Annotated in this window: 12 protein-coding genes; 6 read left to right on the top strand and 6 right to left on the bottom strand. The window is 66.1% G+C overall.

Annotation, left to right across the window (positions count from 1 at the left end):
• The first annotated feature begins 9 nt into the window (after window positions 1-9).
• The 5 genes from ACYP5B_RS02470 (at window position 10) to ACYP5B_RS02490 (ending at window position 4,902) form a co-directional block, all read left to right on the top strand.
• The gene (locus tag ACYP5B_RS02470; protein WP_459568431.1) at window positions 10-903 is read left to right on the top strand and encodes a MurR/RpiR family transcriptional regulator; all 894 of its coding nucleotides are present in this window, start codon (window positions 10-12) and stop codon (window positions 901-903) included.
• A gap of 2 nt (window positions 904-905) precedes the next feature.
• Window positions 906-2,411: an N-acyl-D-amino-acid deacylase family protein gene (locus ACYP5B_RS02475; protein WP_459568432.1), complete on the top strand. Its 1,506-nt coding sequence runs from the start codon at window positions 906-908 to the stop codon at window positions 2,409-2,411.
• A gap of 40 nt (window positions 2,412-2,451) precedes the next feature.
• Window positions 2,452-2,844: a RidA family protein gene (locus ACYP5B_RS02480; protein ID WP_006163400.1), complete on the top strand. Its 393-nt coding sequence runs from the start codon at window positions 2,452-2,454 to the stop codon at window positions 2,842-2,844.
• A gap of 116 nt (window positions 2,845-2,960) precedes the next feature.
• Entirely contained in the window at window positions 2,961-4,322 is a 1,362-nt protein-coding gene (locus ACYP5B_RS02485) for a GntP family permease (RefSeq protein WP_400096284.1), read from the top strand.
• A 247-nt stretch (window positions 4,323-4,569) separates the two neighbouring features.
• Window positions 4,570-4,902 (top strand): hypothetical protein, encoded by a 333-nt coding sequence (locus ACYP5B_RS02490; RefSeq protein WP_318232247.1) that lies wholly within the window; start codon window positions 4,570-4,572, stop codon window positions 4,900-4,902.
• 7 nt (window positions 4,903-4,909) lie between these two features.
• Here ACYP5B_RS02490 and ACYP5B_RS02495 read toward each other — a convergent pair whose 3' ends face one another.
• The 4 genes from ACYP5B_RS02495 to ACYP5B_RS02510 all read right to left on the bottom strand — a co-directional run bounded on the left by ACYP5B_RS02495 (window position 4,910) and on the right by ACYP5B_RS02510 (window position 11,226).
• Complete coding sequence (locus ACYP5B_RS02495) at window positions 4,910-7,342, bottom strand: TonB-dependent siderophore receptor (RefSeq protein ID WP_459568433.1); 2,433 nt, start codon at window positions 7,340-7,342, stop codon at window positions 4,910-4,912.
• A 3-nt stretch (window positions 7,343-7,345) separates the two neighbouring features.
• Window positions 7,346-9,562 (bottom strand): TonB-dependent receptor, encoded by a 2,217-nt coding sequence (locus ACYP5B_RS02500; protein ID WP_459568434.1) that lies wholly within the window; start codon window positions 9,560-9,562, stop codon window positions 7,346-7,348.
• A 111-nt stretch (window positions 9,563-9,673) separates the two neighbouring features.
• Complete coding sequence (locus tag ACYP5B_RS02505) at window positions 9,674-10,717, bottom strand: FecR domain-containing protein (RefSeq protein WP_459568435.1); 1,044 nt, start codon at window positions 10,715-10,717, stop codon at window positions 9,674-9,676.
• Entirely contained in the window at window positions 10,717-11,226 is a 510-nt protein-coding gene (locus ACYP5B_RS02510) for a sigma-70 family RNA polymerase sigma factor (protein ID WP_174423586.1), read from the bottom strand. Before ACYP5B_RS02510 ends, ACYP5B_RS02505 begins: the two co-directional genes overlap by 1 nt.
• Window positions 11,227-11,489: 263 nt before the next feature.
• Between ACYP5B_RS02510 and ACYP5B_RS02515 the strand changes: the two genes are divergently transcribed.
• Window positions 11,490-12,485: a Bug family tripartite tricarboxylate transporter substrate binding protein gene (locus tag ACYP5B_RS02515; protein ID WP_459568436.1), complete on the top strand. Its 996-nt coding sequence runs from the start codon at window positions 11,490-11,492 to the stop codon at window positions 12,483-12,485.
• Between the two features lie 118 nt (window positions 12,486-12,603).
• Here ACYP5B_RS02515 and ACYP5B_RS02520 read toward each other — a convergent pair whose 3' ends face one another.
• On the bottom strand, window positions 12,604-14,841 hold the full coding sequence (locus tag ACYP5B_RS02520) for an NADP-dependent isocitrate dehydrogenase (protein ID WP_459568437.1): 2,238 nt from the start codon (window positions 14,839-14,841) through the stop codon (window positions 12,604-12,606).
• Between the two features lie 288 nt (window positions 14,842-15,129).
• A complete protein-coding gene (locus ACYP5B_RS02525; protein WP_400096278.1) occupies window positions 15,130-15,348 on the bottom strand; it encodes a hypothetical protein in 219 nt (72 codons plus the stop codon).
• Between the last annotated feature and the right edge of the window lie 100 nt (window positions 15,349-15,448).

Raw genomic sequence — 15,448 nt, forward strand, 5'->3', positions numbered from 1 at the left:
CCGCCAACCATGTCCGCGCCCTTCGACATCCTGACCCGCATCGCCGAGCGTGGCCCGACGCTGCGCCTGGCCGAGCAGAAGGTCGCCCAGGTGATCCTGCAGGACCTGGCGGGCGCCGCCGCCACCAGCATCAACGAGCTGGCGCGCCAGGCCGGGGTGAGCGAGGCCAGCGTGACCCGCTTTGCCAAGGCCATCGGCTGCCGCGACGTGCGCGACCTCAAGCTGCGCCTGGCGCAGGCCACGGCCGTGGGCCAGCGCTTCCTGCAGGCGGAAGTCGCCCGCGCGGCGGAGCCGTCCCCTGCCACGCTGGCCGACAGCATTCATGCGGATATCCTGGACTCTCTTGAGGTCAATCGCAAGCTGATCGATCCCGACCATATGGAGCGTGCGGCGCACCTGTTGCTGAAGGCGCGCATGGTCTACGCTTTTGGCATGGGCGGCGGCTCGTCCTTCATGGCCGACGAGGCGCGTTACCGGCTGGCCCGCCTGGGCCGTCCTGTGGCCAGCTACCAGGACGCGCTGCTGCAGAAGATGGTGGCAGCCACCTTGCACAAGGACGATGTCGTGCTTGCATTCTCCGCCACGGGCAACGTGCCCGAGATGCTGGCCAGTTGCGATATCGCACGCGAATACGGCGCGAAACTGGTGGCCGTGACCGCGCTGGGCTCGCCGCTGGCAGCGCGTGCCGACGTGCTGCTGCCGGTGCGCACGCTGGAAACCGATTTCATTTTCAAGCCCTCGGCCTCGCGCTACGCGATGCTGCTGGTGATGGACGTGCTGGCCACCCAGCTCGCCCTGCTGCAGCAAGACCAGAGCCAGGACAACCTGCGCCGGCTCAAGTACGTGCTCGACGCGCACCGCGGCACTGGCGCCACCGATAGCCGCCAGCCGCTCGGAGACTGACCATGCCTGAACTGTTCGATACCCTCATCCGCGGCGTGACCCTGCTCGACGGCTCCGGCGCCGAGGCGCGCCTGGCCGACGTGGCGCTGCGCGCCGGGCGCATCGCGCGCATCGCCATGCTGGAAGATGGCGCCGATGCCATCGACCCCGGCAGCGCCGCGCATGTGGTGCAAGGCGAAGGCCTGGTGCTGGCGCCGGGCTTTATCGACGTGCACACGCACGACGACACCAACGTGGTTCGCCAGCCCGAGATGACCCCCAAGCTGTCGCAAGGCGTCACCACCGTGATCGTCGGCAACTGCGGCATCAGCGCGGCGCCCGTCACACTGCGCGGCGAGCCACCCGACCCGATGAACCTGCTGGGCACCGCCGACGCCTTTTGCTACCCGGACTTCGCCGCCTATGCCGAAGCCGTGCAGGCGGCGCGGCCCGCCGTGAACGTGGCCGCGCTGATCGGCCATACGGCGCTGCGCAGCAACCATATGGACCGGCTGGACCGCACTGCCACCCCGGCCGAGATCGCGGCGATGCGTGCACAACTGGAAGAAGCGCTCGACCATGGCGCGATCGGCCTGTCCACCGGACTGGCTTATGCCAATGCGTTCGCCGCCACCACCGACGAAGTGCTGGCGCTGGCCGAGCCGCTGGCACATGCGGGCGCGCTCTATGCCACCCACCTGCGCAGCGAGTTCGCCGACATCCTGGAGGCGATGGATGAAGCCTTCCGCATCGGGCGCCATGCGCGCGTGCCGGTGGTGATCTCGCACATGAAGTGCGCCGGCCTGGACAACTGGGGCCGCAGCGGGGAAGTGCTGGACGCGCTGGAGCGCGCGCAACGCTGGCAGCCGGTGGGCTGCGATTGCTATCCCTACACCGCCAGTTCCTCCACGCTCGACCTCAAGCAGGTCACCAGCGATTTCGACATCATGGTGACGTGGTCCGAGCCGCACCCCGAGATGGGCGGGCGCTTGCTGGCCGATATCGCGGCCGAGTGGGAGCTCGGGCTCGAAGACGCCGCGCGCCGCCTGCAGCCGGCCGGCGCGGTCTATCACTGCATGGAAGACGCGGACGTGGACCGCATCCTGAGCCATCCCGCCACGGTAGTGGGCTCCGACGGGCTGCCCAACGATCCGCTGCCGCACCCGCGCCTGTGGGGCGCCTTCCCGCGCGTGCTGGGCCACTACGCCCGCGACCGCGAACTGTTCCCGCTCACTGTCGCGATCAACAAGATGACCGGCCTGTCGGCCGAACGCTTCGGCCTGGCCGGGCGCGGCTTTGTCCGCGAAGGCTACTGGGCCGACCTGGTCCTGTTCGACGCCGCCACCATCCGCGATGCGGCCAGCTTCACCGATCCCATGCAGCCGGCCGAGGGCATCGCTGCCGTGTGGGTCAACGGCGAGCTGTCGTGGCAGCAGCGCAAGCCCACCGGCACGCGGGCCGGCCGCTTCCTCGCGCGCAGCAAGCCTGCCGGGGACAGCTTCACCGAGCCCATGCGGCCGCAACAGTAACAACCTAATCTGCAATCAGCAATCTGCTTCAGGAGTCTCCATGGATATCAAACGATTTGGCGTCGAGGGCGGCGCCGGTACCGGCGGCCAGCACATGCCCTTTTCCCGTGCCGTGCAAGCCGACGGCTGGCTCTACGTCTCCGGCCAGGTGCCGATGGTGGCCGGCGAGGTGATCGACGGCGGCATCGTTGCGCAGACCCACCAGGCGATCAAGAACGTGCTGGCCATCCTCGCCGAGGCCGGCTATGGCACCGAGCACATCGTGCGCTGCGGCGTGTGGCTGGACGACGCGCGCGACTTCGCGTCGTTCAACAAGATCTTCAAGGAGTACTTCGGCGCCAACCCGCCCGCGCGCGCCTGCGTGCAGTCGAGCATGGTAGTGGACTGCAAGGTTGAAGTGGACTGCATTGCCTACAAGAAGCCGGCTGCCTGATCCCAGGCCAGCCCGCCACCAAAACCAGAACCGGCCGCCGCTAGCGCGGCCCTTTTCATAGCGGACGCGAGGGAGCCCCGCCGGAGGCCCGGCGGACCTCGCACAAAGGAGACAACATGGGCGCCGTAACCGGAACCACCCTATTGCTGTACGCGTTGATCGCGGTGATCGCACTGGTCGTGCTGATCGCGAAATTCAAGCTCAATCCCTTTATCACCCTGGTGGTCGTCTCGGTCCTGCTCGGCTTTGCCGTGGGCATGCCGATGGGCGACATCGTCAAATCGTTCGAGGCCGGCGTAGGCGGCACCCTCGGCCACATCGCGCTGGTGGTGGGCCTGGGCACCATGCTCGGCAAGATGATGGCGGAGTCCGGCGGCGCCGAGCGCATCGCGCGCACGCTGATCGACGCCTTCGGCGAGAAGAACGTGCACTGGGCCATGGTGACCATCGCCTTTATCGTCGGCTTGCCCGTGTTCTTCGAAGTGGGCTTCGTGCTGCTGGTGCCGATCGCCTTCAACGTGGCCAAGCGTACCGGCACCTCCATGGTGCTGGTGGGCATCCCGATGGTGGCCGGCCTGTCGGTGGTGCACGGGCTGATCCCGCCGCACCCTGCCGCGCTGCTGGCCGTGACCGCCTACAAGGCGGACATCGGCAAGACCATCCTGTACGCGCTGATCGTGGGCATTCCCACCGCGGCCATCGCCGGCCCGCTGTTCGCCAAGCTGATGACCCGCTACGTGACGCTGCCGGATGTGAATCCGCTGGCCGTGCAGTTCACCGAGGAAGACGAACGCGTCCAGGCCTCGCATGACCTGCCGGGCTTCGGCATCACGCTGTTCACCATCCTGCTGCCCGTGATCCTGATGTTGATCGGCAGCTGGGCCGACCTCATCACCACGCCCAAGAGCTTTGCCAACGACTTCCTCAAGCTGATCGGCAACTCGGTGATCGCGCTGCTGATTGCCGCGCTGGTGAGCTTCTACACCTTCGGCAAGCGCCGCGGCTTTACCCGGGAAAACATCCTCAAGTTCACCAACGAGTGCGTGGCGCCCACCGCCATCATCACGCTGGTGGTCGGCGCGGGCGGCGGCTTTGGCCGCGTGCTGCGCGACTCGGGCATCTCCAACGCCATCGTCGATGTGGCCACCGGCGCGCATGTCTCGGTGCTGCTGCTGGGCTGGCTGGTTGCCGTGCTGATCCGGATCGCCACCGGCTCCGCGACCGTGGCCATGACCACTGCTGCCGGCATCGTCGCGCCGATCGCCGCCAGCGTGCCGGGCACCCGCCCCGAGTTGCTGGTGCTGACCACCGGCGCCGGTTCGCTGATCCTGTCGCACGTCAACGACGGCGGCTTCTGGCTGGTCAAGGAGTACTTCAACATGACCGTGGCCCAGACCTTCAAGACCTGGTCGGTGTGCGAAACGCTCATCTCGGTGATCGCGCTGCTGCTGACCCTGGCGCTGGCCACGGTCGTCTGAGCGCCCGCAAGGCGCCCGGCCAAGGGGAGGAGGCACATGCGGTGCCCCCTCCCTTTTTTTATGCCGACCGCAATGTGCTATTGTGTGCACCGCAGCAAATCATTGGCGCCCCGCGCTTTTCCTGCCGCTGCCTTGACCTGGTTGCCGCCATTCGCGCCAACAAGCTGTCACAAATCTTTCATACTGGGAAGCAGGCTCGGGTTTCCCCCTAGCGCTAGAATCGAGCCCCAACCGGAGGAAAAGAACCATGCCCAAAAAACCCAGGAAAACCGAGGACGCCGTCCCGGCCACCACCACCGCGCCGGGGCTGATCGCCCTGCTCGACCACATCGCCAATGCCACCGCGCAAGGCCAGCTCGATCCCGAGTTCGCCCGCAAGCTGGGCAAGCGTGTGCGCAAGGAAGCCGATGCGCTGATTGAAGACCAGGCGTACTCGAACGCGCACGGCACGCAGATCAGGGCCGCTCTGGCCACGCTGGAAGAAGCGGTATCGGATAGTGAAGGCGGACTGCTGGGGAAAGCCGTCAAGCGCCTGCGCGATGCCGACAAGCGCGCCGCGGAATCCGCCGCCGCCAAGTAAAACGGCCTCAGAAGCGCATCGTCGCAGATAGCAGCAGCGTGCGCGGCTCGGCTTGCGCCAGCCCGCCGTAGGCATCGACCGCCGCCCAGTCATGCTTGTCGAATACATTGCGGACATTGAGCCGGAAGGTGGTCTGCCTGCGCGCCACGGTGGTCCGGTACCGTGCACCGATGTCGACGCGGGTCCAGTGCGGGATGCTTTGCGTATTGGCCTGGTCGACATATTGCCGGCCCGTGTAGACCAGGCCGCCGGCCAGCGTCAGGCCGGGCGCGAAGCCGGCATCCCATTCGGCGCCCAGGTTGGCTTGCAGCGTCGGCGCGCCGACGGCAGTCTTGCCTGCCAACCCGGAGTTGCCGCTGCGGATAACCCTGGCATCGAGCACGGTGGCGCTGGCCAGCAGCCGCACCCCGGCCGCCACCTCCCCGTACAGCCCAAACTCCAGCCCGCGATTGCGCTGCTCGCCGTCCGCGGCGAACAGCGTCCCGGACATCTGGCCGCTCGCCTTGGCGATCTGGAACGCGCTGATGGTCGCCATCATCCCGCCCTGCTCGACCTTCACGCCGAACTCAAGCTGCGTTGACTTGTAGGGTGCGAATACCTCGCCGGCATTGCTGGCGTTGCCGGGGGCGGTGTCGCCCTTGCTCAGCCCTTCGGCTCGGTTGGCATACAGCGTGACGTGTTGCCAGGGCTTTACCACCAGGCCGAGCATCGGCGTCCAGGCGCCCTGGTCGTAGCGCGAAGCGATAGCGCCGCCCGCACTGAAATTGTCTGACCTGACCTGCTGATGGCGCAGGCCCAGCGTCAGCTGCACGCGCTTGTCCAGCATCGACAGCGTATCGGCCAGGGCCACGCCGGACAGCTGCGTCCGGGAAACCTTCGGCACGCTGACAGGCTCCTCGATGGACTGCGCAGGCAGCGCCACGGGCTGGTAGAGGTTTGTCAGCGAGGTGGTCGTGGCGTTGTTGAAGCTGCGCGCCAGCTGGTCCCGATAGTCGCTGACGAGGAAGCTCAGGCTATGGCCCACCACCCCGGTGTCGAAGCGGGCGCGCAGGCCCGTATCCACGGTGGCGCGGGCTACGTTGAACTTGTAGTTCGAGTCCAGCACGGCAATATCGCCGGCCTCGTTGATGATGGTGGGCGTGATGGCAAAGAGCCGGGCCACCCGGGTACGGCCGCCGCCGCCGGCGATGAACCAGGTGAGCTTGTCGCTGATGTCGTATTCCGCCCGCGCCAGCAGGGACTGGTCGCGGATACTGGAGTTTTCCCAGGGCTGCGAGATATTGCTCCGTCCGTTGGGCGCATCGGGTACCTTGATGCCGGCAACGATGTGCAAGAGGCGCGATGGCGCCGTGAGCTTCTCCTGCTGGCCGATGAAATCCAGCGTTGCGCGCAGGCGCTCGCCCTGGTAGTCCAGCGCCAGCGCGCCGGCGCCGGCGTTGCGCGACTGGTTGTCCAGGTTGGTGTCGCCCGCCCGATAGTTGCCATTGAAGCGAATGCCAAACTGGCGCTCCCCCCCAAACCGCCGGCTCAAGTCAAGGTTGCCACCAAGCTGCGATGACACGGCATAGTCGGCGCTGACCTGGGTCAGGTCGGGACCGGTCGCCCGCTTGGGAACGATATTGATGCCACCGCCGACACTGCCGCTGGGCGCCATGCCGACCAGCATGGCGGTCGGGCCCTTGATCAGCTCGATCCGTTCGATATAGCCGGTCGATACCCGGTAGTTGGAGGCCACGCCATACATGCCGTCGAAGGCAATCTCCCCGAAGTTGCCATTGCCAACGGGAAAGCCACGGATCGTGAAGGCATCCAGGATGCCGCCAGGCTGGCTGACATAGCGCACGGACGAATCAACGGCCAACATATCGCCAACCGTGCGCGCCTGCTGGTCCTCGATTGCCTTGGCGGTGTAGCTGGTGACGCTGAACGGCGTATCCATGATGTCGGTGTTGCCAAGCAAGCCCAGCCTGGCGCCGCGCGCGACCTGCTCGCCGGCAAGGGCCGGGGGCAGCTCGCTCGCAGCCGCTGCCGCCCCGAAGATCGTCACCGTGGGCAGCAATGGCGCGGCTTGCATGCCAGGGACAGCCTGCGCCTTGCGCAATGTGAATCCGCCTCCCGGCAGTTCCACCGCTTCCAGCCCGCTGCCCGCCAACAGCGCCCTCAGCCCATCCGGCACCGTATAGCTGCCATTCAATCCCGGGCTTTGGGCGGTGCCGAGCAGCGCGGCATCATAGGAAAGATCAATGCCGCCGGCACTGGCGAAACGATTGAGGACCGCGTAGAGCGGGCCAGGCGCGATGGCGAACATCCGCGCCTGGCCTGCGCTCGCCATCTGGCTCCCCCTCGGGCTCGCCTGGGCGAGCACCGGATCCGGCGCCACGCCCAAGCCCAGGGCAAGACAAGCGAAGGCGCTGCCAAGCGCGCGGCGTCGTGTGGTCAATGCTTAGAAGTCCACGCTCATGGAAGCCATGAAGGTCCGCGGCGCACCCAGCGAGATCGTGCCGTACGATGCCACCCCGGACCAGTACTTCCGGTTGAACGCATTGAACAAACCCGCCCGGAATGTCGTGGACTTGCCGTACACCGACGTCTTGTAGCGCGCGCCGAGATCGACCGTTGTCCACGACGGCACCTGCTGCGTGTTCGCCTGGTTGACGTACTCGCGGCCCGTGTAGTAGACCGCGCTGGTCAGCGTCAGGCCCGGGACCCACGGCAGGTCCCACTCGCCGCCAAGGTTGGCCATGACGGTAGGCACGCCCACCGGGCGGTTGCCACGCGTGGCCGCGCTGTTGGTCTTGGTCAGCTCGCCGTCAAGCAGGGTCAGCCCACCTAGCAGGCGCACGCCCTTGTAGGCCTGGCCCGACACGGTCAGCTCCAGCCCCTGGTTGCGCTGCTCGCTGTCGATGGCGTAGACCGTCCCGAACAGCTGGCCGCTGGGCTTGGTCATGCGGAAAGCGGCCAGGGTCGCCATCACCTTGCCCGACTCGAGCTTGACGCCCACCTCCTGCTGCTTGGTCTTGTACGGCGCAAAGACCTGCCCCGCATTCGACGCGGTGGCCGGCGCGATGTCCCCCTTGCTGAGCCCTTCCACGTAGTTGGCATAGAGCGACACGTTGTGCCACGGCTTGAAGACGATGCCCGCCAGCGGCGTGACGGCGCTTTCGTCGTACGAAGCGGTCTTCGCGCCGGTGGCAGCGTAGTTGCTCGACTTGACCTGCTGGTAGCGCAGGCCAAGGGTGAACTGCAAGCGGTCGTCCAGCACGCTCAAGGTGTCGGCGAGCGACAGGCCCGACAGCGTGGAGTCGGACACCTTCGGCACGCTTTGCGGCGCGGCGATGTTCTGCTGCGGCCGGTCGGTGGGGGCATAGATATTGGACGTGACAGGCGTGCCGGACACGTTCGCACTGGCGAAACGGTCCATGTACAGGTTCGCCTGCAGCGCCAGCGCGTGCTTGACCGGGCCGGTCTCGAACTTGCTCCTGACGCCGGTATCGAAGCTCGATCGGTTGACCTGGAACTTCCAGTTCTGCACGGCCGACGAGGTGGCGCCGGCCGAATTCAGGATGGTTGGTGTCTGGTCGGACAAGCGAGCCACGTCGGAGCGGGTACCGCCGGCATCGGCAAATACCGTCACATTGTCGGTGAGGTCGTATTCCGCGTGCAGCAGCGTCGAGACATCGTTGGACTTCCACCAGCCCCAGGGCTGGCTGACATTGCGCCGGCCGTCCGGCGCCGACGGCACCTGCACCCCACTTGCGACCAGGAACGGCCGCGTGGGCGCATCCACCCACTGGTATTGCTCGATCAGGTCGAGCGACGCCCGCAGGCGCTCGCCGCGGTAGTCGAGCGACAGCGCGGCCACCTCGGCGCGCGACTTCTGGTTGTCGAGCGCCGTCGGCCCCTGCCGATGCAGGCCGTTGAAACGAATGCCCCACTCCCGGTCTTCACCGAAACGGCGGCTCAGGTCGACAGCGCCGCCCACCTGCGCGTCGGACGCATAGTCGAGCGTGAAACGCGTCAGGTCCGTCGCCAGCGCGCGCTTGGGCACGACATTGACCACGCCGCCGACGCCGCTGTTCGGCGACATGCCGTACAGCAAGGCGGCTGGCCCCTTCAACACTTCGACCCGCTCCAGGTATTCGGTAAACAGATGGTAGTTAGGCGACACGCCGTACACGCCGTCAAACGCGATCTCTGACAGGTTGCCCTCGTTGATCGGGAAGCCGCGAATATAGAAGGAATCGGTCACGCCGCCGACCTGGCCGGTGAAGCGCGTGGACGGATCGCTGTTCAGGACTTCGGCCAGCGTGGTGGCCTGCTGGTCCTCCAGGCGCTGCGCGGTGTAGTTGGTGACGGCAAACGGTGTGTCCATGACGCCCTTGTTGCCCAGCAGCCCCAGGCGGCCGCCGCGCGCCACCTGGCCCCCCGCGTAGGGCTGCGGCAGCTCGCCCGGCGCCTCGGCGCCGGCGGTGACCGTCACCGCCGGCAGCGTCGGCGCGGCGTCCGCCGCGGCTGGCTGCGATTGCGCGTTCACGGCAAGCGGCGCCACGGTTGCGCCCATGGCAAGGCAGACCATGGCTTGGTGCAAGGCGAGCGCGAACGGCTTGGGTCGGGGTGGGCGCGCAGCGGCGATGGCAGTGGCATAACGGGTGACAGACATGATTCCTTTCTCCGGCAGCGTTCAATTTGAGTTCCTACGCTGTAGGCCGGCCGAGAATCGAAATCCCCTCAATCTTTTTCAAGTTTCTTTCCGGGCGTGGCTGGCATGGGGTCAACTTCCTCCGGCCGGACCCACCGAGACCCAGAAGCGCGTGCGATAGACGACGGTGATGGGCTGCGCCTGCATCAGGAAACGCAGCACCCGATCCGTGTCGCGCACGTGATAGGCGCCGGAGATACGCAAATCCGCCACGCGCGGATCACAGGCGATGTGGCCGGTGCGGTAGCGCGACAGCTCGGCCAGCACGTCCGCCAGCCGCATGTCCTTGCCCGCGATGACGCCGTCGGCCCAGCCGTGGGCCTCGAACGGCAGCGGCGGCGCCGGCATGCTGCTGCCCTTGGCGAGCCACCAGGTCGTTCCCGCACGGGCCACATCGCTAGCCCCGCCCGCCGCCGGATGCAACTCGACCGCGCCCTCCTGCACGCTGACGCGCGCGCGTTCGTCCTCGATCCGCACCACAAAGCGCGTGCCCAGCGCACGCAGGCTGCCGAACGGCGTCTGCACCCAGAACGGGCGCACCGTGCCACTGCTGGCAGCAAAGCCATCGTCATGGCCCGTGGTCACCAGGATCTCCCCGCGCCGCAGCGTGACCACGCGGCGCTCATTGCCAAGACCGGTACTGATGGCGCTATCGGTGTTGAGCACAATGGTGCTGCCATCCATCAGGCGCACGGTGCGCTGCTCGCCGGTGGCCGTGCTCGCGTCGGCTACCAGGCGCTGCCATGGCGCCAGATCGCGCACGCTCGCCGCCGTGACCACCGAGATGCCGGCCAGCGCCAGCACCTTGAGCACCTGCCTGCGCTTGAGCCCGCCCGCGCCGCGCCGGGCGTCGGCAGCCTGCAGGGTACGCAGCGCCAGCGCCGGCGGCATGGCGGAGAAATCTTCGCGCAGTGCCTGCACGCGCTGCCAGGCAAGCGCATGCAGCGGGTTGGCGTCGCGCCATTGGGCGAATGCCTTGCGCGTGCTGGCGCTGGCCTCGCCGAAGTCGAGCTTGACCGTCCAGCTGATGGCCTGGTCGACGATGCGCGCAGGAATCGGGGTTTCCGGCCCCGGCGTAGCCGTTGGGTCGCAGAGCGCGGAATCACTCACGGGCATCAACCACCGAAGCGCAAGCTGTAGCAATGGCGCAGCGCCGCCGCGACATAGCGCTCGGCGGTAGCCAGCGACACGCCGAGGCGCTCCGCGATCTGCCGGCAGGTAAGGCCTTCGAGCTGGGCCCACAGGAATGCCTTGCGCACCTGCGGCTTCAGCGCATCCAGGATGCGGTCGATGGCGATCAGGGTTTCCAGGAAGAGCAGACGGCTCTCGGGCGACGGTGCCTGCGGCGCGGGCAGCTGCGCCAATGTCTCCAGCCAGGCCAGCTCAAGCTCCCGGCGGCGCCAGTGCTCGATGACCAGGCCGCGCGCGATGGTGCTCAGGTAGGTGCGCGGCTCCCGGATATCGCACGGCTCGCGGTGGAGCAAGCGGAGAAACACATCCTGCGCCAGGTCGGCGGCGTCAAACGCGTTGCCGAGCTGGCGCCGCAACCATCCCTGCAGCCAGCGATGGTGATCGCTGTAGAGGGCATGGACATGCTGCTGTAACGCGGATTCGGCGGCGGCCATCGCTTCCCTTGCTAGTAGTGAAGTGTCTGGCACGGCCAAACTTAAATGAGAATGGTTCGCATTATATGGTACGAAAAATGATTAGTGCAACCAACAGCACGCCCAACCACGCATGCTGCGGCGCACCATCTGGCGTAGAATCAACGCGATGGCTCGGCAAAGCCATCTAGTCCCGACATCCGAGCTCCTTTTTGTGCTCAAGGTGTCTTTATCTGCTTACGCCAGCCTGCAGGTGCTGCTACCCGACGCCACTTGACCTGCCCATGGATTTCCTTTTTTCGCTAGACCCGCTGCGCCGCCTGATCACCAGTTCCATGCTGGTGGCGGCCACGGTGCCCAACCCCCAGGCCGTCCCAGAAGAATTCCCACAGCGGACCGTTCACCTAGTGATCCCTTTCACGGCGGGCGGCACCACCGACATCATTGCCCGCGTGATTGCCGACAAGCTGAACACGCGCCTGGGCCAACCGGTGGTGGTCGACAACCGGCCGGGCGCCGCCACGATGATCGCCGCCGAGCAGGTCGCCAAGGCGCCCGCCGACGGATACACGCTGCTCCTCGCCAGTTCCACCACGTTCAGCATGCTTCCTGCGCTGCGCACCGGCCTGCCCATCCCGGCGCAAGGCGCCTGGGCGCCGATCGGAATCATCGCGGAGGCTCCGGTGATGCTCTCCACCCGTGCGGACTCTGGCATCAAGTCGTTCACGGACATGCTGGCGCGTGCAAGCGCCCATCCGGGCGCCGTCACCTATGGCACCACCGGCCCGGGCACCGCGCAAAACATCGTGGGCGCCATGATCGAGGCCGACTTGCATGCGGACATCACGCCCGTGTCTTATCGCGGCAGCACACAGATCCTCGCCGACGTCATCGGCGGGCAGATCGACCTGAGTCTCGACCCCATCGCCGTTGCCCGGCCTTACCTCGAGTCGGGCAAGTTGCGCCCGCTGGCGATCAGTGCCGGGACGCGCTCCCCGCAGTATCCGGCTGTGCCAACCTTTGCCGAGATCGGCATCGCCATGCCCAGCAATGCTTTCTGGTTCGGGATTGCCGCGCCGCGCGCCACCCCGCAAGCGGTGGTGGAACGGCTGGAAAAGGAGTTGCAGGCGGTGCTTCTGGACCCTTCCGTGGAAGCGGCGTTCCAGCGGCAGTCGATCAGGGTCATGCGCGGCAACGCGGAGGATTTCCGCCGGCGCGTGCAGGGCGAGATAACGCAATATCGTCGGCTCGCAAAGGACGGCAGGGTCAAGCTGGAATAGCAGGAGCCCCGAGTACCTGTTACCGGGTACCGGGGGCTCCCGTGGCGGCTCGCCTTTCCCAAGGCGTGGCAGCCGCCGACGGCCGCCCTGCGAAACAGGGCGGCCAGGCTTGCATCGATTAAGCCTTGATGGCGGCCAGCGCGGCGTTCAGCGTCTTGCTGGGGCGCATCACGATGTCCAGCTTGGCGAAGTCGGGCTTGTAGTAGCCACCGATATCGGCTTCCTTGCCTTGCACGGCCGACAGCTCGCCAACGATGACCTGCTCGTTGTCGGTCAGTTGCTTGGCCAGCGGCGCGAACTGCGCTGCCAGGGCGGCGTCGTCGGTCTGTGCCGCCAGCTCCTGGGCCCAGTACATGGCCAGGTAGAACTGGCTGCCGCGGTTGTCCAGCTGACCGGTCTTGGGCGACGGGTTCTTGTTGTTGTCCAGCAGCTTGCCCGTGGCGGCGTCCAGCGTCTTGGCCAGGATCTTGGCCTTTTCGTTGCTGGTCTTGATGCCGAGTTCTTCCAGCGACACGGCGAGAGCCAGGAATTCACCCAGCGAATCCCAGCGCAGGTGGTTTTCTTCCACCAGCTGCTTGACGTGCTTCGGAGCCGAGCCGCCCGCGCCGGTTTCGTACATGCCGCCGCCGGCCATCAGCGGGACGATCGAGAGCATCTTGGCGCTGGTGCCCAGTTCCATGATCGGGAACAGGTCGGTCAGGTAGTCGCGCAGGATGTTGCCGGTCACCGAGATGGTGTCCAGGCCGCGGATCACGCGCTCCAGCGTGTAACGCATGGCGCGCACTTGCGACATGATCTGGATGTCCAGGCCGGTGGTGTCGTGATCCTTCAGGTAGGTCTCGACCTTCTTGATCATTTCGGCTTCGTGCGGGCGGTACGGGTCCAGCCAGAAAATGGCGGGCATGCCGGAGTTGCGCGCACGCGTGACGGCCAGCTTGACCCAGTCGCGGATCGGCGCGTCCTTGACCTGGCACATACGCCAGATGTCGCCTTCTTCCACGTTCTGCACCAGCAGCACTTCGCCGGTGGCGATGTCGACGATGCGGGCTTCGCCGGCTTCGGGCACTTCAAAGGTCTTGTCGTGCGAGCCGTATTCCTCGGCTTGCTGGGCCATCAGGCCGACGTTGGGCACGGTGCCCATGGTGACCGGGTCGAAGTTGCCGTTGGTCTTGCAGAAGTTGATGATTTCCTGGTAGATGCGGGCAAACGTGCTCTCCGGGATCACGGCCTTGGTGTCCTTCGGACGGCCGTCGGCGCCCCACATCTTGCCGCCGATGCGGATCATGGCCGGCATCGAGGCGTCCACGATCACGTCGTTGGGCGCGTGCAGGTTGGAGATGCCCTTGGCCGAATCCACCATCGCCAGCTCGGGACGGTGCTCGTGGCAAGCGTGCATGTCGCGGATGATTTCTTCGCGCTTGGAGCTCGGCAGGCTTTCCAGCTTGTCGTACAGGTTGACCAGGCCGTTGTTGACGTTCACGCCCAGTTCGTCGAACAGCTTGCTGTGCTTCTCGAAGGCTTCCTTGTAGAAGATCTTCACGGCGTGGCCGAACACGATGGGGTGCGAGACCTTCATCATCGTGGCCTTCACGTGCAGCGACAGCATCACGCCGGTCTTGCGCGCGTCTTCCATCTGCTCTTCGTAGAAGTCGCACAGCGCCTTCTTGCTCATGAACATGCTGTCGATGATCTCGCCGTCCAGCAGCGACACCTTCGGCTTGAGCACGATGGTCTTGCCGCTCTTGGTGACCAGCTCCATCTTGACGTCGCGTGCGCGGTCCAGGGTCATGGACTTTTCGCCGTGATAGAAGTCGCCGTGCTTCATGTGCGCCACGTGGGTGCGCGACGCCATGCTCCACTCACCCATACTGTGCGGGTTCTTGCGGGCGTAGTTCTTGACGGCGGCAGGCGCGCGGCGGTCCGAGTTGCCTTCGCGCAGGACCGGGTTCACGGCGCTGCCCAGGCACTTGGAATAGCGCTGGCGGATGGCCTTCTCGGCATCGGTCTTCGGGTCTTCCGGGAAGTCCGGGACCTTGTAGCCCTTGGCCTGCAGTTCCTTGATCGCGCTGACCAGCTGGTGCACGGAGGCGCTGATGTTGGGCAGCTTGATGATATTGGTGTCGGGCAGCAGGGTCAGTCGGCCCAGCTCGGCCAGGTTGTCGGGCACGCGTTGTGCCTCGGTCAGGAATTCGGGAAATTCGCCCAGGATACGGCCCGCCACCGAGATGTCGCTGGTCGTCACGTTGATGCCGGCCGGGGCGGTGAAGGTGCGGATGATGGGCAAAAAGGCACTGGTCGCCAGCAGCGGAGCTTCGTCGGTCAGCGTGTAGATGATGGTGGGTTGCTGGGTACTCATTGCTTATCTCAGGATCAAGAAATAGGTTGGAGAACGCCACCGGCTGGGTCACAGCCCGGCAGGAATGCCCGAATTTTGCCTGAATTTTCTCCAGGGGGGGTCTGAACCACACGGGGTTTTTGCTTCGCCCACGCAAAACGCAAGTTTTGCGTGGGCGCAAGGGTGCCGGTACGCGGAGTGTGCGCGAGGCGGCGCGGCGCAGCATCTGCCCCTTCGCTACGCCCATCTGGCGGGCCAACGCGCCTAACTGCGCCTAAAGCCGGCTAACGGGCACAAAACGGCACTCCGCTAGTCCCAGAAACAGCGAAAGGCAGCGGCGGCGATCACAGGCACGGTGAGTACCAGCGGAATCGCAAAGTAAGGTACCTCGAGATCTACGCGCCACTTGTAGATAAGCAAGGCGATGCCGGCCGCGAGGGTAACGAGGCCGACCAGCGCCGAGAGAACGTTCAGTACCCGGTCGGACGGGCGCCTGCGCGTCCGTTCCTTGGTGGAAAGCGCTTTCATCCCAGCTCCAATGCAGATCGTGACGGGCCTCATTTCTATTAAAGGCTACTCCGGCGTCATGTGTAAGGGAGAGTCGTGGCTGCTTTGCAGCGCCGCAATG

This window comes from Cupriavidus sp. 8B (assembly GCF_054589115.1).